The 19,345-nt window shown below is 24.8% G+C and carries 18 protein-coding genes and 2 riboswitches; of the genes, 5 read left to right on the top strand and 13 right to left on the bottom strand.

Going from position 1 to position 19,345, the window contains the following annotated elements; translation table 11 throughout:
* Nucleotides 1–20: 20 nt before the first annotated feature.
* From ABDZ71_RS05950 to ABDZ71_RS05930, 5 genes are all read right to left on the bottom strand, one after another.
* Complete coding sequence (locus tag ABDZ71_RS05950) at nt 21–794, bottom strand: Cof-type HAD-IIB family hydrolase (protein WP_343759815.1); 774 nt, start codon at nt 792–794, stop codon at nt 21–23.
* A gap of 177 nt (nt 795–971) precedes the next feature.
* Entirely contained in the window at nt 972–2,588 is a 1,617-nt protein-coding gene (locus ABDZ71_RS05945) for an ABC-F family ATP-binding cassette domain-containing protein (protein ID WP_343759813.1), read from the bottom strand.
* 671 nt (nt 2,589–3,259) lie between these two features.
* Nucleotides 3,260–3,505: an AbrB/MazE/SpoVT family DNA-binding domain-containing protein gene (locus ABDZ71_RS05940; protein ID WP_343759811.1), complete on the bottom strand. Its 246-nt coding sequence runs from the start codon at nt 3,503–3,505 to the stop codon at nt 3,260–3,262.
* A gap of 1 nt (nt 3,506) precedes the next feature.
* Nucleotides 3,507–3,734: a hypothetical protein gene (locus tag ABDZ71_RS05935; protein WP_343759809.1), complete on the bottom strand. Its 228-nt coding sequence runs from the start codon at nt 3,732–3,734 to the stop codon at nt 3,507–3,509.
* 382 nt (nt 3,735–4,116) lie between these two features.
* Nucleotides 4,117–4,290: a hypothetical protein gene (locus tag ABDZ71_RS05930; protein WP_343759807.1), complete on the bottom strand. Its 174-nt coding sequence runs from the start codon at nt 4,288–4,290 to the stop codon at nt 4,117–4,119.
* Nucleotides 4,291–4,551: 261 nt separating this feature from the next.
* Between ABDZ71_RS05930 and ABDZ71_RS05925 the strand changes: the two genes are divergently transcribed.
* On the top strand, nt 4,552–4,929 hold the full coding sequence (locus ABDZ71_RS05925) for a hypothetical protein (RefSeq protein ID WP_343759805.1): 378 nt from the start codon (nt 4,552–4,554) through the stop codon (nt 4,927–4,929).
* 346 nt (nt 4,930–5,275) lie between these two features.
* Here ABDZ71_RS05925 and ABDZ71_RS05920 read toward each other — a convergent pair whose 3' ends face one another.
* The 3 genes from ABDZ71_RS05920 to ABDZ71_RS05910 are packed head-to-tail and all read right to left on the bottom strand — an operon-like array spanning nt 5,276 to nt 8,007.
* Entirely contained in the window at nt 5,276–6,070 is a 795-nt protein-coding gene (locus ABDZ71_RS05920; RefSeq protein WP_343759803.1) for an ABC transporter permease, read from the bottom strand.
* Nucleotides 6,071–6,072: 2 nt separating this feature from the next.
* Nucleotides 6,073–6,957 (bottom strand): ABC transporter ATP-binding protein, encoded by an 885-nt coding sequence (locus tag ABDZ71_RS05915; protein ID WP_343759801.1) that lies wholly within the window; start codon nt 6,955–6,957, stop codon nt 6,073–6,075.
* 27 nt (nt 6,958–6,984) lie between these two features.
* Nucleotides 6,985–8,007: a hypothetical protein gene (locus ABDZ71_RS05910; protein ID WP_343759798.1), complete on the bottom strand. Its 1,023-nt coding sequence runs from the start codon at nt 8,005–8,007 to the stop codon at nt 6,985–6,987.
* 264 nt (nt 8,008–8,271) lie between these two features.
* A riboswitch (cyclic di-GMP riboswitch) is annotated at nt 8,272–8,355 on the top strand.
* A 128-nt stretch (nt 8,356–8,483) separates the two neighbouring features.
* A riboswitch (cyclic di-GMP riboswitch) is annotated at nt 8,484–8,566 on the top strand.
* 114 nt (nt 8,567–8,680) lie between these two features.
* Between ABDZ71_RS05910 and ABDZ71_RS05905 the strand changes: the two genes are divergently transcribed.
* Nucleotides 8,681–10,327: a flagellin N-terminal helical domain-containing protein gene (locus ABDZ71_RS05905; RefSeq protein WP_343759796.1), complete on the top strand. Its 1,647-nt coding sequence runs from the start codon at nt 8,681–8,683 to the stop codon at nt 10,325–10,327.
* A gap of 76 nt (nt 10,328–10,403) precedes the next feature.
* Here the strand turns inward: ABDZ71_RS05905 and ABDZ71_RS05900 are convergent, their stop codons facing one another.
* Both ABDZ71_RS05900 and ABDZ71_RS05895 read right to left on the bottom strand, forming a co-directional pair.
* Nucleotides 10,404–10,643 carry a MarR family transcriptional regulator gene (locus ABDZ71_RS05900; RefSeq protein WP_343759794.1) on the bottom strand — a complete coding sequence of 80 codons (240 nt, stop codon included), beginning with the start codon at nt 10,641–10,643 and terminating at the stop codon, nt 10,404–10,406.
* Between the two features lie 195 nt (nt 10,644–10,838).
* Nucleotides 10,839–11,867: a threonine aldolase family protein gene (locus ABDZ71_RS05895; RefSeq protein ID WP_343759957.1), complete on the bottom strand. Its 1,029-nt coding sequence runs from the start codon at nt 11,865–11,867 to the stop codon at nt 10,839–10,841.
* 420 nt (nt 11,868–12,287) lie between these two features.
* On the opposite strand from ABDZ71_RS05895, the gene ABDZ71_RS05890 reads away from it, so the two are divergent.
* The 3 genes from ABDZ71_RS05890 to ABDZ71_RS05880 all read left to right on the top strand — a co-directional run bounded on the left by ABDZ71_RS05890 (nt 12,288) and on the right by ABDZ71_RS05880 (nt 13,445).
* The gene (locus ABDZ71_RS05890; RefSeq protein ID WP_343759792.1) at nt 12,288–12,674 is read left to right on the top strand and encodes a hypothetical protein; all 387 of its coding nucleotides are present in this window, start codon (nt 12,288–12,290) and stop codon (nt 12,672–12,674) included.
* Nucleotides 12,675–12,996: 322 nt separating this feature from the next.
* Nucleotides 12,997–13,170 (top strand): hypothetical protein, encoded by a 174-nt coding sequence (locus ABDZ71_RS05885; protein WP_343759791.1) that lies wholly within the window; start codon nt 12,997–12,999, stop codon nt 13,168–13,170.
* Between the two features lie 107 nt (nt 13,171–13,277).
* Nucleotides 13,278–13,445 (top strand): hypothetical protein, encoded by a 168-nt coding sequence (locus ABDZ71_RS05880; protein WP_343759789.1) that lies wholly within the window; start codon nt 13,278–13,280, stop codon nt 13,443–13,445.
* A gap of 148 nt (nt 13,446–13,593) precedes the next feature.
* Here the strand turns inward: ABDZ71_RS05880 and ABDZ71_RS05875 are convergent, their stop codons facing one another.
* From ABDZ71_RS05875 to ABDZ71_RS05865, 3 genes are all read right to left on the bottom strand, one after another.
* Nucleotides 13,594–14,421, bottom strand: a complete 828-nt coding sequence (locus ABDZ71_RS05875; RefSeq protein WP_343759787.1) for a DUF1835 domain-containing protein — start codon at nt 14,419–14,421, stop codon at nt 13,594–13,596.
* Nucleotides 14,422–14,698: 277 nt separating this feature from the next.
* Nucleotides 14,699–16,387, bottom strand: a complete 1,689-nt coding sequence (locus ABDZ71_RS05870) for a sugar phosphorylase (RefSeq protein ID WP_343759785.1) — start codon at nt 16,385–16,387, stop codon at nt 14,699–14,701.
* Nucleotides 16,388–16,694: 307 nt separating this feature from the next.
* Entirely contained in the window at nt 16,695–19,343 is a 2,649-nt protein-coding gene (locus ABDZ71_RS05865; protein ID WP_343759782.1) for a glycoside hydrolase family 38 N-terminal domain-containing protein, read from the bottom strand.
* Nucleotides 19,344–19,345 lie beyond the last annotated feature (2 nt).

Here is a 19,345-nt window from a genome sequence, read left to right as displayed (position 1 = left end):
TCCATTTAAATATTTTTAATTTATATAACTTTAAAATATTTCAAAGCATTCATAATCCCATCGTTATCAACATCTGTTGTAGTATAATCTGCAATATTTTTAACTTCATCTTTAGCATTTCCCATAGCTACACCTATTCCTGCTAATTCTAACATTGGAATATCATTTCCTCCATCTCCGAATGCCATAATTTCATCTGAAGATATTTTATAATGATTTAACAATTTATTTATTCCTACTTTTTTACTTCCGCCTTTAGGAACCACATCCATAAAAGCATCATGCCATCTAGTTCCATCTAATTCTTTAGTTGCATCAAATAATATATTTTCATTTTCTTTTTTTAAAAAAACAACTAATTGGTAAATATCTTTATCAAGTGCAATTGAAGAATCACAAACTTTTGGTATATTAACATTAACTAAATCACATATACTCTTAACTTCATCATTAATGTGACTTACAAATAATTCATTTTCATCTACAAAATAACAAGAATATAATTTTTTCTTTGTTTGCTCAACTACTTTTTCAATATCTTTTTTATTAATGCTTTTTTTATAAATAATTTTTTCACTATCAAAACAATATTGTCCATTTAAAGTAACATATCCATCAAATGAAAAATATTTATCTAGTATTGTTGCTTCTGACTTATGTCTACCTGTTGCAACAAAGAGTTTAATTCCTTTATCCCTTAAAGTATTTAAAGCTTCAATAGTTGATTTAGCCATCTTATGAGTTCTAAAACTTAATAAAGTTCCATCTATATCAAAAAATATTGCTCGTACCATTTATAGTCATCCTCTCTCTTTTAGATATATTAAATAGAAACTATAAACCTATTGTTTATAGTAATTGATTTCAATATTTTCTAAATTATCATGAATAGTTTATGTAGATATATAATAAAAGAAGGGTATGTCCCTTCTTTTACTATATTATAATTTCAAAATTGTATTTATTCAATACTATTTATACATTTCTTTAATCTGCTTTTGTAAATCTTTATCATCTAAATATTCATCGTAAGGCATTTTTTTATCTACTAATCCTTTCGGTGTTACTTCTATGATTCTATTTGCAATAGTTTGTACAAATTCATGGTCATGGGAAGTAAATAAAATTGTTCCCTTAAAATCTATCAATCCATCATTTACAGATGTTATGGATTCAAGATCTAAATGATTTGTAGGTTCATCTAATACTAATACATTAGCACCACTTAACATCATTTTAGAAAGCATGCAACGAACTTTTTCTCCTCCTGAAAGAACGCTAGCTTTTTTTAATGCTTCTTCTCCTGAAAATAACATTCTACCTAAAAATCCTCTTATAAATGTTTCAGCTTTTTCATCTGAATATTGACGAAGCCAATCAACTAAACTTAAATCTATGCCTTCAAAATATTTTGTATTATCTTTTGGAAAATATGAATGTGTAATAGTTATCCCCCACTTATACTCTCCTTCATCCGGTTCTAATTCTCCATTTAATATTTGAAACAAGGTAGTCTTTGCAAATTCATTCATTCCAACAAAAGCTATTTTATCATCTTTGTTTACTGTAAAACTAACATTATCTAAAACTTTTACTCCATCTATAGTTTTTGTAATACCATCAACTTTTAAAATATCATTTCCAGCTTCTCTATCAGCTTTAAATCCAACAAAAGGATATTGACGAGAAGAAGGAATTATATCTTCTAATTGTATCTTATCTAATTGTTTTTTACGAGAAGTTGCTTGCTTTGATTTAGATGCGTTAGCACTAAATCTAGCAATAAATTCTTCTAGTTCTTTTATTTTTTCTTCCTTCTTTTTGTTCTTATCCTTAGCCATTTTAAGTGCTAACTGACTTGATTTATACCAAAAATCATAGTTACCAACACAAATTTCAATTTTTCCAAAATCTAAATTAGCTATACGAGTACACACTTTATTTAAAAAATATCTATCATGAGATACAACTATTACAGTATTTTCAAAATCCATAAGAAAATTCTCAAGCCATCTAATAGATTTTATATCTAAATGGTTTGTAGGTTCGTCTAGTAACAATACATCTGGCTTTCCAAATACTGCTTGTGCTAAAAGTACTCTTACCTTTTGTGCCCCATCTAAATCTTTCATAAGTTTATCATGAAATTCTGTTTCTATTCCAAGTCCAATAAGCAAACTAATAGCTTCTGTTTCAGCTTCCCATCCATCAAGTTCTGCAAATTCACCTTCAAGTTTTGAAGCTAAAATTCCATCTTCATCTGTAAAATCTGGTTTTGCATAAAGGGCATCTTTTTCTTTCATTATAGAATATAATCTTTTATGACCCATAATAACAGTTTCTAAAACAGGATGATCATCAAATTCAAAATGATTCTGTTTTAAAACAGCCATTCTTTCTCCTTTAGGTATTATTACTTCTCCTGTATTAGCCTCAATTTCTCCAGAAAGTATTTTTAAAAAAGTAGATTTGCCAGCACCATTTGCTCCTATTAACCCATAACAATTTCCTGGAGTAAATTTTATATTAACATCTTCAAATAATTTACGTCCACCATATCTTAAACTTATATTGCTTGTACTTATCATATTTTTGTAATTCCTCCATTTATAACTTTTAATCATAATATACTTTAAATTAAAATGTTTTTTTGTCTAATATGCTCGAATTATTATAACATAATAAGTACAATTTGCTAAGTATGTTTTTATTAGTTTTTTATACAAAGTAAAAATAATAATATTTTTATTTTAAATAACTACGTTAAAAAGTTCATTAAATAGCTTTATAAATAATATCTTGTTATTTATTATATTTTAACTATTTCACTATATAGCAATACTAATTTGACCACTTAAACAAACTATCTTTTAACTATTACTAAATAGAATCTAACTTATACAATTCCCTTATATTAATTAAAAATTAAAACTATATGCTTGTCCAGTTAAAATCTCTATTTAATATTATAGATTTTAAAATCAGCTCCTATAAGTTTTAACACTTATAGGAGCTGATGTGAATTTTATATTGCAATAATGCTCATTAATTACAATAAACAATATTATTTTAAATCTACATTAATTATTTTGAATAATTATTAAAAGCAATATAATATTACACACTAACATAAATTGAAACTATATATGTTTTTCATCTATTAGTTAAATTTTATTATTTAAATTATTTTATTTTATATTTAAATATTGCTATTTGTATTCTAAAACTATTACTTAAGCTTCTATCTTCTAATTATAGTTTAATCATTTTTTAGTTCTTTTAAACATTTTTCACAAACATTTTTTCCTTTATAGTTAATAATATTATCTCCTTCACCGCAAAATATACAAGCTGGTTGATATTTAGCTAAAACTATTTTTTCACCTTCAGTATAAATTTCTAAACTTGTCTCGTCACCTTTTATATCAAAAACTCTTCTTAATTCTTTTGGTAGAACTATTCTTCCTAATTTATCTACCTTTCTTACTACTCCTGTTGATTTCATTTTAATAGCCTCCTATTATTTTTAATTTTTTAATCATTCTGAAATAATCTATATCTAAAATCTCACAATACATTTTGCAGTCATCACTTCTTAACCACTTTTTAGCATCTTTTTTATCTTTTTCATTAACCATTTTGTTTTTGGCATCGGATACTGCTGTTTTAATTACTCTAGCTGCTATATTTCTAGCTACTTCATCAAATATATTATCATCTGATATCTTAAACATTTGTGTTGAACCTCCAACTTTACTTTTAAGTATTTCAGATTGTTTTATTGCTTCTTTTAATAATTCTTACCATTAATTTACTTAATATTAAGTTTTTACTATATGTTTACAATTTGTTCATATTTATAATTATATATAACCATCTTTTTTTCATAACACTTTTAAAAACCTCTTATAAGTCTCCTATATAAATTTTCAATATGTTTACATAGTATATATTGAATTAGTACTATCTCCTTTGTATAATGTTCATAGGAGTTTTTTGAGCTCCTGTCCATATTTCAAACCTAGTCTATTAACTTAAAAATACCCTTTATTGAACTGGACCTTTTATAATAGCAAGGTACAATTCACATAAAGGGTACTTTTAACTTTGGTATTTTCAAATATATTTTTCTGCTTTTTTTAAATTTTCTTTAGCCTTTCCTATTCTATCTTTTATACGAATCATATCTTGTATACTTTTATTTGCACTAACATATTCAGTAAGATCATCTAAATCTTTAATATCTGTTTTTTTATAGCCTAAACCAATGAATTTAGAATCTTTTTTCATTATTCTACCTCCTAACTATTACCCTATGAAAGCTTCTATTAACGTTAATAGAAATAATATTTAGATTTTTTTTATATCCCTTTTTAAAAATTCTCTTATTTGTCCAAAATCCCTTAAAATAATACATATACTCTGGTAGAGTTACCAATTTCTACTTTTAAGTATGTTTTAGATAAAAATTGTCTTTTTAAGTTTATAAAAATCACTAAATAGTATATAATTATATACTGTTACAATAACAATCAATAAGGAGTGTACCCAATGGAAAACGAACTTTATAATCTACTAAAAAAAATACATACTGATTTTGATAAACGTTTTGAGAGTTTAGAAGAATCTAATTCTATAATCAAAACTCAAGTAGATAAAAATTCTTTAATGCTTGAAGAACTCCAAGCAAATATTAAAATAATAGAAAAACTTCAAACATCTTTTTCAAAACAATTGGATATATTCCAAAACAAAGATGGTCAAACTTTAGGTGAAAGATTAGGTGTTATAGAACTTGCTATTACAAACACTTCTAAGTCACTAAATGATCTTACAGAAGCCATTTATTTAGTTAAAAATGCTGCAAATTCTAATGAATTAGATATTAAAGCTCTTAAAGAAATTGCAAATAATCACTACTCCTTATAAAGTCTAAAATAACTCTTTCTATTTACTAACCTTTTATTTATAATATGTTTTAAATTCTTAAGTTATCTTATTTAAATTATTCTTATGATAACTTTATTCTTAAAAAGTTGTCATAAGTATATATAATCTTCTGAAATTCTTCATACCTATGAAAAGTATTCATCATTTCCAAAATTATAAACAAATAACAGTATTATTGTATAGTATTTTTATCAATACATATACTTAAGCATTTCCCCATGTAATACAAATTCCATACCTTATCAATACTTAATAATTAATATTTAATAAAAACACCTTACTTTAAACTACTTAATAATTTAAAAGTAAGGTGTTAATAATCCTTTTATTTCTTATTAGGATCTACAAAGGCTTTATAAGTAATTTTAGGAAGTACTATCATAGCTATTAAGAACAATGCTGCATTTATTAAAGTAACTATAAATGGCATCCCATTTCTAATCTGTTCGCTATAATACATAACATTAAGAGGGAAAAATCCACCTATATGAGCAATAGTTTTTGAAGGAATCCCCATTGTAACAAGGATAATATTAAGAAAAGTTGGTAATCCCATTATAACTCCCCCCAATATAAATGGAAGAACTGCTGATTTTGATATTGATGAAAGGGTTAATCCTATTTGAGCAAAAAAGAATGAACCTAGTATTATAGTTAAACAAACTATTAATATCAATTGTAATACTGTTAATGTAGAACCACTGTTTCCAAAATACCAAAGTTTGGTTAATTGTAAATCCAAACCTTTTCCATTTGCAGCAGAATATGCTTTATGAAATACTACAAAGAACACAGAAATATTTATTATAGATGCCATTATTCCATGAGCAATCCATTTAGCCATAATAGTTTTCTTTTTACCAAGCTTAGTTGAATTTATTAATGAATTCATTTTAGATTCATATTCTTGAATATATGCTCCTGAAAACATAGTAAAAATTACAATTCCTATAAAAGGAGCCATACCTGTAAACTTCAAAAATACATCAGCATACATATCAGAAATATTAGAACTCGCTCTTACAAGTTGAGTTGATAACAATAAAATCATACCCCATGGAATTAATACAGATAATTTAAAACAACGTTTTTGAAATTCTGCTTTTATAAGTGATAACATTTCTACACCTCCTTTGCATCTTCAATATCAAAGTAAAACATATAAACATCTTCAAATCTAGCTTGAGCAGAAGTTACATTTTGAGCCTTTGGAATAGTATCTGATATTACTCTAAGCTCAATACTATGGACTCCACGTTGTATATTAACTACTTTATATTTTCTTTGAATTTCATAGGCTTCATTTTCATCAACTGTATTTACCAAAAAAACTTTACCATCCATTTCTTCTAATATATCTCTATGAGTACCTTTTAACATTAAAGTTCCATCTTTCATAATTAAGGTTTCTTTTGCTATAGCCTCTATATCAGATATTATATGAGTAGATAAAACAACTATTTTGTCCTTAGATATTTCTGATAAAAGATTTCTAAACCTAGTTCTTTCTTGAGGATCAAGTCCTGCTGTTGGCTCGTCCAATATTAATATATCTGGATCATTTAAAAGTGCTTGAGCAATACCTACCCTACGTCTCATTCCTCCTGAAAATTTACCTACAGGTTTTTTTCTAACATCATATAATCCAACAAGCTTTAAAAGATAGTCAACTTTTTCATTTGCTTCTTTAGAACTCAATCCTTTCAAGGCAGCAATATATTTTAAAAATTGTTTTGCTTTAAAACTTTTATAAACTCCAAAATCTTGAGGTAAATAACCTATTTTAGCTCTATATGCTTCTTCATCTTCAAAAATGCTTTTTCCATTTAAAACAATATCCCCGCTATCAGGTTTTAATAAAGTTGTCATCTGTCTCATTATAGTAGTTTTCCCAGCACCATTAGGTCCTAAAAGTCCATAAACTCCATTTTCTAAAGTTACTGAAAAATTATTTGTTGCTTTTTTATGACCAAAATTTTTACATAAATTCTTAAGTTCTAATTTCATATTATAATCCTCCTCATATTTCAAAATTTATTTTGCTGTTAATCTCTTAGCTGATGCCTTTATTGCAATAATTGTTATTAAAAAAAGTATTGTTAAAATTGCTAAAATCATGTTAAATGTACTAGTAGATATTCCTAAAAAACTTACATAAAATGAATTCTGATATATATATGGTGGTTTAGCAGAAAATTCAGGTAAAAATAAATCTGGGAAATTAAAACTGCCAAACATATAAATAATTTTTTTAGGTAAGAAGCTCATATAAGGTATAACTTTAAATGATACAAATACAGCTGCAATTAAAGATATAGCTTTCAATGATGTTTTAGATAAGAATGAACACAAAACACATATTAATGAAAATGTTATTAATAAAAATAATATAAATCCTACTTTAATTAAAATAAAGTTTTTAATAGAAATACTTCCATCCAATAGTGTTTGAGGCTGTAATATTCTAAAAGCTTGTAAATTTCCATTTTGTGGTGTACCATATTTAAAAGTTAACTGTACAAATTGAGATATTAAATAAATTATATATATAATACTTGGAATCAATACCCCTAATAATAATTTTGAATTTAATACTTTAAATTTATTTTTGCTAGAGAGAATTAAGTTATCTACTCCACTTACTACTTCATCTGTATAAATTGTACAAAACATCATTATTATAAAAGCTAAAAAATATACCATCATTAAAGGGTTATTTATTCTACTATTGAAAACTTGCCAAAACAATATATCTTTATATCCATTTGATTTTTTATCTTTTAATTGTTCTTTTGCGGACTTAGCCATACTTTCTACATTAGAATCGGCAATTTTTTTTAGTGAATCAATCTTTTTTTGAAATTTTTGATTAGCAATAACTCCTGTACTTCTAGTATCTATTACTTTTTTATATTGCTTATCAATATGAAAATTTTCAGTTTCTAATGTAGGTTTAAAAAACATACAACCAACGGTCATAAATATAAAAAATACCATTAATATTTTATTAGATTTGATTTTAATTTTTTTTGTAAATTCTGTTTTTAAAATACCCATATATCTCCTCCTGCTTGATAATTTTACTTTAACTATTTGAAGCAAAAATATTTTAACAAATATCTTTATTATAGTTAATATTGTAATGTTTATCATAATTTGCAGCCATAGAAGCAACTTACAAAAGCAATGTTTTAACTTACAATATCGTAAGTTTTTATACAATTTGTAATAAAAACTTACGAATTACTTATAATCCACTCCAAACATTTCCATTTTTATTAGTTTTATGCTATAATTTTCATATATTATTTAAGAATATATAATTAACAGGGAAACGTAGATATGCATACTCAATTTGGGCATCTTGTATGCATGGAGTTAGTGATGCAACCTACCCTATGTTCATAATTTTGTGAACATAGGTTTTTTTATTATTAAAAAAACTATAATTTTTTAGTTAATTAACATATCTTTAAAAATCAAATTTAGTAAATAAGAAAATTTATACAGATAAGCTATTTAAAAGAATTTTATACCTTAAGGGAAACGTAGATATACATACTTAAATTGGGCATCTTGTATGTATGGAGTTAGTGATGCAACCTACCCTATGTTCATAATTTAATGAACATAGGTTTTTTTATCTGATTTTTTTAAATAAATTTATAACTAAAAAACAACTTTTATTAAGTATACAAATTATAGGAATTAAATAAGGAGGCACCCTTTAATGAGAATTAACCTTAATACTAATGCAATAACTACACATACAAATATGATGAAAAGTATTCTTCAATCAAATAAATCCACCCAAAAATTATCTTCTGGACTTAGAATTAATAGCGCTAGTGACGACTGTGCAGGGCTTTCAATATCAGAAAAAATGCGTGGACAAATAAGAGGTTTAAAACAAGCTAAAAACAATGTACAAAATGGTATTTCCTTACTACAAACTGCAGAAGGTGCTTTAAAAGAGACTGAATCACTCATTCAAAGAATGAGACAACTTGCAGTACAAGCATCTAATGATATAAATTCAAAGGAAGATAGAGAGCATATACAAAATGAACTAAATCAATTAACATCAGAAGTTAACAAGATAAGTAATCACACTGAATTTAATAATCAAAAATTATTTAAAGGAAGTACTGTTAAAAATAAAATTACTATAATAAAAAGAGAAAACAAACCAGATTTCACCACAGCTAAGACAACAATTCAAGGGTTGAATTTGGAATATACTACTCCTGGATCATTAGGAAATTGCGTAAAATTAGAGTTCATAAAACCTAAATATTATAACCAATATTTAGATATACGTAATTCATTTGTTAAAGCTAAAATTTCTAATAAAAACACAATTGAAAGTCTACCATACTATAACATTAAAATAATACTTTCTACTAATAAGTCAGGAAATATTACATCTACAATAGAAGACGTAAAAAATGAACTTAATAAAAATTATGATGCAACAAATTTATTTAAAAAAATAACCTGTTCAGCTTCATCCCTTTCTAATATAGCCAAGCCACAAAAAGCTACTCCTTTAGAAGGTGGAAGTGATTTAAATACTGAAGAAATGCTATTTAAAATAAATAAAAACTTTCAAAATGGTGATGTATTAATACTAGATGGGAAAAGATATATAGCGATACGAAACACTAAAAATAATAAACTACTAAAAGAAAATGAATTCAACATAGGAAAAAATAAAGATATTACAGCTTTAAATTTATTTAATACAATAAAAAGAAATGATAATTACACTTCAATAGATTTTGATTTATCAAAAGTAGAAAAAAACAACTTAAAATTAGTCCGAATGATAGGTATATATCAAGATAGTCCATTTGATATTAAATTTGAATCTAATAAATTAAACCTAAAGTTACAAACAGGAGCGAATAAAAATCAATCATTTAATATAGAGCTATGTGATATGGGGGCAAATTCTCTTGGAATTTCTAATTTATCTATAAAAGATACTAACTCTATTAAATTCACACAAACACATACAAAGAACTTAAATAAGAGAATAATTAATAACACTAATAGGAAAATTAAAGAATATGCTTTAGATGTTTCAAGTCATGAAAAATGCACAGCAGCTATAGAAGACCTTGATAAAGCAATAGAAAAAGTTTCTTCTTTTAGAGCTAAACTTGGAGCTTATCAAAATAGATTAGAACACACAATAAATAATTTATCTACTTCCTCTGAAAATCTAATATCATCAGAAAGTAGAATCAGGGATACTGATATGGCAAAAGAAATGATGAATTTATCTAAAAACAATATATTGGTACAAGCAACTCAGGCAATGCTTTATCAATCAAACCAAAAACCACAAGGAATTCTTCAATTATTAAGATAATTATATCTATAGCAACATAGAATCTTTTGTAAACTTCAAATTCATTAAATAAAAATAAGCACTAAAATTTTAGTGCTTATTTTTCACTATACTTTTTTATATCATACCACTCTGATTTTATATTTTCTTCCATCCTATAAATAAGTTCAAGAACCTTTTTCTTTTTTTTATTAAATCCCTTAAAGCATGTATCTATAATTCTGTTTTTCTCTCTTATAATTTCACAATATACCTGCTTAGGCTTATCCTTAGGATAGAATTTATAAGAACCCTTATAAATTTCATCTTTCTTTTTAATTACAAGTTCTTGTTTCATAAATTTAAAAATACTCTTAGTAATTGTAGTTTTATCACTTTTTAGAATACTTGATAGCTTTATTAAATCAATTCCAGGATATTCACAAACTCTAGATAAATATATAAATTGCTCATATCAATTAACTCTTTCTAAATTTTGAAGATCCAAATTTACTATAAAAATTATGAGAATCTTTTTATAAATAATTTATATTTAATTATTTAATTTTTTAATTTCTTCAATTAATTTCAAAACTTCTTCTTTTTTAGTAGCCCATGAAGTAACTAATCTAATTGAAGAATAATTTTCATCTACTTTTTCCCAAATATAAAATCCAAACTTTTTTTCTAATTTTTCGATTACTTCATTTTTTAAAATAGGAAATATTTGATTGCTTAAAGATTCAGTTAAAAATTTAATTCCAGCCTCTTTTAGTCCTTTAGTTATTAGTTTTGCCATTTCATTTGCATGATTTGCAAGATCAAAATAAAGATTATCCTTAAACAAAGTTTCAAACTGTATTCCTAAAACTTGCCCTTTTGCAAGTAATCCTCCTTTTTGCTTTACATTATATTTAAATCCATCTCTTAAAGCTTCATTTCTTATAACTATAGCCTCTCCTAAAAGTGCTCCATTTTTAGTTCCACCAATATAAAAAGCATCTGTAAAATCATACATATCCTTCAAAGTCAAATTAGCTTCTTTAACAGAAAGTGCAGATCCAAGTCTTGCACCATCAGCAAATAGTATAAGTCCTTTAGATTTACAATATTCATTTAAGTTTTTTAGTTCTTCTTTTGTATATACTGTACCAATTTCTGTAGCATTAGAAATATAAACAAGTTTTGGTTTTACAAAATGCTCACAATTATAAGGAGTTATAGCTTTTTCAATCTGCTCTGGAGTTAATTTGCCGTTTTTTGAAGTAACTGTTATTATTTTATGTCCAGTATATTCAATTGCACCAGTTTCGTGAGTAGCTATATGACCAGTATTTGCACATACACAAGCTTCATGTGGTTTTAAAAAAGCTGAAATAACTATCAAATTAGCCTGAGTTCCTCCTGATATAAAATGAATATAAGCATTCTTATCTCCAAGCAACTTTCTTATCTTAGAAATTGCATTTATTGTATGAGAATCATACCCATACCCTTCTTCTTGCTGCATATTTATTTTGGCTAATGATTTCAAAATATCTGGATGACAACTTTCACTATAATCATTTTTAAAACTATATATTGACATTCTTTATTCCTCCTTTAACTATTTTTTACCAACTAAAAAATTCAATTTGTTTATTACGTTAAATACTTAGTTTAAAATTCAATTAAATATATGATATTTTATAATAGTTGAAATGTCAACTATTATAAAATGTTTACATTAAAAAATATTTTTCTAAATTTATCCATATTAATACTGTTCTAAAATTTAACAATAAATATTTTTTAATAAATCTACTACTTTCTGTATATGTAATCTATTTCTCTTAAATTTATTTAATTAATATTAATCTTTTGTTAATTTATTCTTGTAACTTTATGGTAATTTTAAAATTATTTTGGTATAATTATATTTAGTTTTTAATTTAATAATATTAATTTAGGTGAAAAACTTATATATAAATTTATAACCAAATTTTTCAGGAGGACTTAAACGTTGGATACGGAACACTTTAATAAAATACTTAACTATCTAATAACACTATTATTACTTACTTTATGGATAAGTATTTACATAATACAAGGATTAATAGGAACTGTGGCCTGGGAACTATCAGAATTATTCTTTCCTCCACTTGGAATAATACTTTTAATAATTAACGGATCTTTGATTATTAATTCATTTATACAAAAAAAGAAATTTATTCAAAAAACAATTACATTATTGTTATCTTTTTTTCTTGCATTTCCTATGGTTACATTATTAGATTCCTGCAATTTTATAAAAGATATTAGAAATAAGCTTAGTCCACATTTTTCAATTACAACAGAATATAAGGAGGAAAATAGGAAATCACCTATAACATCCTCTACCAATAAATAATTTATTAGTAACTAAAATATAAGATTTCTCTAAATTGATACCTTATAATACATATTGTTAAATGTATTATAAAAAATACCAATAAATAAAGCCAATAAAATACATATAAAAATTGAAAAACACTAAAATTTGTAATGAGACATAGAAAAATAAATATTACAGATATTTTATGAAATACAATTACTTCTGTTCTACTAATCATTTTTCTATTAGTAGTTTCAAAAGAAAAAATAGTTTGTAAAATATATTATCCTAATAACCAGTTATTTATTTGAATGTGCCTAAGTATTTTATTGTATAAATACTTAAGAAGGTGATACATATGAAAAATACAACAGAAATAAACAATCAACCTTATAAAGGTGATGTTGATATTGCTTTTGTAATTGTAATGATTGGAATAATATTAACACCTCTTATACCTAAAGCTTGGATTGTTTCTTTAATAGCCTGCCCTTTCATTAAAGATGAAGATGATAAACATCTTTTTATATAAATAAATATTTTTTAAAATAAATTAAAATTATTTATTAAAAATAATAGCAACCAACCGAAATAATATTTGTTAAAGTAATTATTTAAAATATTTAAGGATGTGGCAATATGAATTACGTAAAAAATACTAATCATTATAACTTTAATAATGATATTGATTTCGCTGTTGTTATTATAATACTAGGACTCATATTATCTTATATTTTAAACAACTCATGGATTGGATTTATAAGTATAGTGGCTTGTTTGTTTGTTAAAGATGATAAAGATGTATAATAAAAATGATTATTATAAAAATATAAACTAAATAGTATTTTTTAACACATAAAGACTAAGAAATTAACTAAAGATGATTTCTTAGTCTTTATTAAAATTGATAAAACTATTTTAACTCTTATAGAATTATTTTATATTATGTTATATTTTATTTGTCCTTTATTTTAACTTCAAAATCCCTCATAGTTTTAAGTTTACCTTTATATTCAACCTTATCTAATTCTATTAAATTTCTTAATCTATAATCTATAAATGTATCACTAACTATTTGGTGAGAAGTACCAAGAACATTGCCTATTACTCTAGGAGCATTTTTAAATTTCTTTGAAAGAAATCTTAATATTTCATTGTCATAATAATCTTCTCCTACACTAACAATTTTTCCATTTTGTAAAATTCTTAATGTAGCTTTACTCTCTTGAAGGTTATTCCACTGACTTATAAGCTCACTTTTCTTATCATCATCTATAGGAGAAATTTTTTCTAGCACTAATTCTAATTCTTGTGGTCTACATTCTGCCACACATCTTACTTTATATTCTTGATTGTCATATACATGAGTTATATATTTTGAAACATCCGCCTCATAAAGTTCATACTCTTTAAATGTATTCATTATATATCTTAAAGAAATTTGCTCCATAACATTATTTCCATGCCAGATAACAACTTTAAAATCTTTAGGTATTTTTAATGTACCATTATAAATATTCTTTATTTCATTATAAATAAATTCTGCATCTAACTTTTTATTAGGTGCTATATAGTATTTAACTCCTGTTTTACCATATAACTGTTCTAACCATAAATCTCTTTGTTTAATATTTTCATCAAGTTTATATATACTTCCAGTTGAAAGATCATCTGTAAATTTCATTACTTTACCAAAGTATATATTATCTTTGTTTTCTTTCAAACAATATTTTAAACATCCTGCCGCCGAATCTCCTAAAGCAATGTGCACATAACTATTCATTATACCTCTCTCCTTTTTCTTTAGTACTTACCCTTTATTCCATTTCTTCTTATTTATTATTATATAATATTTACACTTTATATACACATAGTTATATATAATAGCTTTATCTTTTAAGATATTTAGATTATAAAAATTAAACTATATATGTTAAACTAATTAATTTATTCAAGAAATTTATAATTGTTTAACCAATAAAAAACCATGTATTTATAAAAGTTATTTAAAAACATTTTATAAATACATGATTTAATTTCATATAACTACATTAGTTTCCTTATTTAATCCAAAGAAACTGATATGGATTTAATTTAATTGTTCCATCAATATCTTTTCCTGTTATAATATCTTTTCCTTTAATATCACACCCAAATTCTATAGGTTTATAATCTATATTAACTATAAAAGTTATCTTTTCATTTGTATTTTCATTTATTCTCTCAAGAGCAAATACTTTATTATTTAAATCTATAACTTTTTGCTTAGCATAAGGTGAAAAGGAACTTTCCTTCTTTCTTAATTTTATTATCTCTTTAAGAGAACTAAATATCTTACTTCTTCTATTATCTTTATTTACATCTTTTAAAATAAAATCATAAGAAAGTTTCTCTCTATTTATTCTTCTATTAATACCTGAATCCTTCATTCCCTTTTCATCATTTCTTGACCCTAACAATGAGTGATAATATATAGCTGGAACTCCTACACATGAAAGAAGTATAGAGTTTGCCGCTAATATCTTTTTAATTTCTAACTCTTCTGTTACATCTTCATTTTTATTAAGAAGTGCATCATGGTAATTTATATTTAATTCATATACAGACTTAGTTTTATCAGCATTAGTCTTATAAGACACTTTACCTCCATTTTCTAAGGTTTTATCTACTAGAATTTGTTTTTCATTCTCCGTTAAAATTCCTTCTGTAGGTCTCATTCCAATTCCATCATGACTTGATAAAAAGTTAAAGTAAGTAGCCTTATCTGATACAACATCTATTGTTTTTGCCCAGTTACTTAGCTTTGTTGAATTATGCATTGTGAAAGTATATAAAACAAGTGGTGGAAGAGAAAATTGATATACCATGTTTGCTTCATCATTTTTATTTCCAAAATAGCTTATATTTTCTTTATGAGGAACATTAGTTTCTGTTATTATTTGAGTATTAGGTTTAAAATAATCTAGTACAGTTCTCCAAAGTTTTATTATTTCATGAGTTCTTTTTAAATGCATACAACTAGTTCCAGATTCTTTCCATAAAAATCCTATAGCATCTAATCTTATACTTGTAGCTCCTTTGTTTGCATACATAAGTATTATATCTGTCATTTCTAACAATATGGGAAAATAAGCTATATTTATATCTACTTGATCTTCACTAAATGTAGTCCATGCTGTTTTTTCTCCACTTTTTCCTATATATTTATGAAATAAAGGTGATGTCCTTGGTCTTACAACCTTTGAAGTATCAAAATTTTCATCATAAGGAATAAAAAAATTCTTATACTTTTCTTCCCCGTTTATATATCTTTTGAACCAGTCACTACTTTTAGAAATATGATTAGCAACAAAATCAAACATTAATCTATAATTTTTAGAAAGTATATTAATATCTTCCCAATCACCTAAATTTTCATCAATCCTTTTATAATCTACAACTGAAAACCCATCATCTGATGTATATTCAAACATAGGTAAGAGGTGAACATCCGTTATAACATCTTTAACTTCTTTTCTTAAAAATTTATTTAAAGTAGCTAAAGTATTTTCTCCTTTTTCATATATACTATCACCATAAGTTATAAGATATACATTTTTTTCTGTTATTTCATTTGCTTTTTCCCAGTGTTTATTTTCCCATTTATTAAAAAGCTCTTCCATTTTCAAAATAAATTCTTCATTATACTTATCTTTATATATATACTTAAGTTTTTCTTTCACATCTTGAAATAATTCTTCTTTATTCATCTTTTTACCACCTCTATTTTAACTTCAATATTATATTTCAGTCCTAAATCCATATTTTAAAGCTCATTTTACATGTCATTTTCAAAACTATTCTAATTATGAATATATAATTTAAATTTAAAACTTAAATTAACTCTTTTTAATAATTAATTTTTATATAGAATTTACTTCTTTTAACCATATAGAATTTTCAAATACATAAGTATTAATAGAAGTCTCTTAAAAATATAAAAAATCAACTAGCTTAATAGATTAACTTATATTTGTACAATTATTTTCTAGATAACAATCTATCATACTAATTAATCTAATATTTAAGTTTTAAAGTTACGTATCCTTTAGCCCCTATACTCACATTTCCTTTTGATACTTCTTTTTCATCTTCATATAAATTGCATAAAACTATATCTTTAAATTTTTCTGATTTTATAGAAAAACTTTCTTCTTTATCTTGTGGATTAAACACTCTAACTATAACACCATCTTTTTGCCAGCTATCTTTTATTGAGCTTACAAAAACACTTTCATTATCTATAGAAAACATTGAATAATTTTCTTCTATACACTTACAATCTAAAGGTATTTCAAATCTTTCTAATCTTTCTTCAAAGGTGTTAAGTTTTTGTCTTTGATAAGTTTCATAATGCTCTAAATAATTTTCTGTAACTTTAAACAAATTACAAGGAGATAAATTTTCTTGTTTAAAATATATAGCATACTCAAAAGTTAAATCTTTAATCATCTCAGCGTCAGGAGTATATACAACTTTATTGTTTATTCCTGAAGCTCTTCCTGGTCTCCACTGTAAATTATCCTTTCCTAAAACTCCAACTCCCCTAAATAAGGTTAAAGCTAAAGTTTTTTCACTTAAAACTTCATATTCTTTAATTCCTTTAGTCATAACTGAAAAAGTAGTTTTTTCATCAGTTAAAGCTACAAAATTTTCAAGAGGATATATAGAAACTGGTGCTTCTTTAAACCCTTTTTCTCTCCATTTTTTCATATGAATGTTTAAATTATCTCTTTTTATAACTGAAAATCCTTCATCACTATAAGAATGCTTTAATTCATTCATAGAAGTATTAAATAAAACTCTAACCCTATGATCTTTAATATTATTACATATATCATGTTTAACTCTCACAAAATTTTCATTTTCTCTTAATTCTATATAAGTTATTATTTCAAAAATATCTGTTTTTTTGTTAATTTCTCGATCTTTTAAATCACTTGGAAGATTAATCTCATTTTTTACTATCATTTTCTGAACTTTATTACCTTTTTCAATTGATATAACTAAAGATTCTTTAGATAAAATAGGAATATCCCCTTTTAGTGGTGAAAAATCATAAGAGTCTCCTGCATCTCCTGCATCCTCAAAGGCTATTAAATCATTAATTATTCTATTATCTTCTTTATTATGGAGCTTTATTTTTCCATTTTCAAAACTAATTTTATACTTTTTATTATCAATAAATTTGTCTTCACACACTTTTAAACTATTTATTTCTGTTTCTTTTTCCTTAATTTCTAAAGTTGTATATCCAAAGGATGGAATGCTATCTAAATCAAAATTAATTTTAGTTCTATAATATCCTTCAAGTTCTATTTCTTTCTCTCCTTCTGATGTTACAACAACTTTTTTACCACCACTTAAATACTTTTGATCTATCACATCAAATTGTACTTTATCACCTTTTAATGTAGCAATTTGAAATATATTCTTTTTAGTAAATATAACACTTTCAAAATTTTGTCCTTTATTATTAGGTTTTAAATTAAATACTACAAGTATATTTTCTTTTCCTAATTTTTCTTCTACTGCACAAGTTATTTTCTTTTTAATTAGATTAATAAGTCCATCTAAAATTCTTTCCACCTTAGTTAATCTATTTATTATATCTTTATTTGTATCATCTGAATTACATCCACCAATACTGTCATGTGCATGTACATCAAACATCAACTTCCACATAATATCAATCCATTTTTGTGGATATTTTAACCCATTAACTTTTCCTATAACAGCTAAAGGTTCTAGAATATACAAAATCTTGTTTTCAACTAAGGTATTTAACCTTTTTATATCATATCTTTGAGAACGAATAGTACTGTGTATTCTAGATTTTTCACAGGCTATAAGATCCCCTGAGATTTTATTTTCAAAATTATTATCTTTCCAAGTTTCTTCTATAAAACTTTCATAATCAGAAAGTACAAATTCATAATCATCTATTTTCTCATTTAATTCTTTAACTATCTTAGGTAATTTTTTGTTTACAAGAACTTGATCTCCCCCACTTGGAAGCAAGATATTGTTAGTTGATTTGTTTAAACCAGATAACTTTTTAAGCATTGGAATTAACTTATCTTTAATATATTCATCATCTGATGCAAGAAATTTTCCTGGTCCATAACCTAAAAACATATTATTAGCTTTAGTAATACTTCCATCAGGAGATTCCCATATGAAATTCAAATCATTCTTTAAAGAATCTGTATATACTCCCCTTTGAAATATTGTATAATCTATTTTAAATTCTTTAAATATAGATGGAAGATACATATTTTGACCAAATATATCTGGAAGATATCCAACCTTCATAGTATTTCCTATCTCTTCCCCTATTCTAGTTCCATATAAAAGATTTCTAATTATAGATTCTTTATTTACAAGAAGAGAATCTGTCTGAGTGTACCAAGGACCAACAATTATTCTTCCTTCTTTTATATGATTTTTTAATCTTTCTTTTTCTTCTGGACAAACTTTTAAAAATTCTTCTACAACAGATAATTGACCATCGAAAACATAACTTTTAAATTCATTATCTTTTTCTAAAACATCCATTAAATATGGAATATTTTCAGATAATAACACATTAGAATCTTCTATTGTAAAATACCATTCCCTATCCCAATGAGAATGAGGAACTATATAAACTTTCTTTTTAACCATTT

The sequence above is a fragment of the Clostridium oceanicum genome (assembly GCF_039521385.1).
GTDB lineage: Bacteria > Bacillota > Clostridia > Clostridiales > Clostridiaceae > Clostridium_F > Clostridium_F oceanicum.
This window is presented reverse-complemented; position numbering and strand designations above follow the sequence as displayed.

Coding starts and splice junctions, on each gene's coding strand:
- ABDZ71_RS05925 (WP_343759805.1), top strand. CDS start 4,552: ATGGAAAACGAACTTTATAATCTACTAAAAAAAATACATACTGATTTT.
- ABDZ71_RS05915 (WP_343759801.1), bottom strand. CDS start 6,957: ATGAAATTAGAACTTAAGAATTTATGTAAAAATTTTGGTCATAAAAAA.
- ABDZ71_RS05875 (WP_343759787.1), bottom strand. CDS start 14,421: ATGAATAGTTATGTGCACATTGCTTTAGGAGATTCGGCGGCAGGATGT.
- ABDZ71_RS05905 (WP_343759796.1), top strand. CDS start 8,681: ATGAGAATTAACCTTAATACTAATGCAATAACTACACATACAAATATG.
- ABDZ71_RS05930 (WP_343759807.1), bottom strand. CDS start 4,290: ATGAAAAAAGATTCTAAATTCATTGGTTTAGGCTATAAAAAAACAGAT.
- ABDZ71_RS05900 (WP_343759794.1), bottom strand. CDS start 10,643: ATGAAACAAGAACTTGTAATTAAAAAGAAAGATGAAATTTATAAGGGT.
- ABDZ71_RS05935 (WP_343759809.1), bottom strand. CDS start 3,734: ATGTTTAAGATATCAGATGATAATATATTTGATGAAGTAGCTAGAAAT.
- ABDZ71_RS05940 (WP_343759811.1), bottom strand. CDS start 3,505: ATGAAATCAACAGGAGTAGTAAGAAAGGTAGATAAATTAGGAAGAATA.
- ABDZ71_RS05945 (WP_343759813.1), bottom strand. CDS start 2,588: ATGATAAGTACAAGCAATATAAGTTTAAGATATGGTGGACGTAAATTA.
- ABDZ71_RS05865 (WP_343759782.1), bottom strand. CDS start 19,343: ATGGTTAAAAAGAAAGTTTATATAGTTCCTCATTCTCATTGGGATAGG.
- ABDZ71_RS05910 (WP_343759798.1), bottom strand. CDS start 8,007: ATGGGTATTTTAAAAACAGAATTTACAAAAAAAATTAAAATCAAATCT.
- ABDZ71_RS05880 (WP_343759789.1), top strand. CDS start 13,278: ATGAATTACGTAAAAAATACTAATCATTATAACTTTAATAATGATATT.
- ABDZ71_RS05885 (WP_343759791.1), top strand. CDS start 12,997: ATGAAAAATACAACAGAAATAAACAATCAACCTTATAAAGGTGATGTT.
- ABDZ71_RS05870 (WP_343759785.1), bottom strand. CDS start 16,387: ATGAATAAAGAAGAATTATTTCAAGATGTGAAAGAAAAACTTAAGTAT.
- ABDZ71_RS05950 (WP_343759815.1), bottom strand. CDS start 794: ATGGTACGAGCAATATTTTTTGATATAGATGGAACTTTATTAAGTTTT.
- ABDZ71_RS05920 (WP_343759803.1), bottom strand. CDS start 6,070: ATGTTATCACTTATAAAAGCAGAATTTCAAAAACGTTGTTTTAAATTA.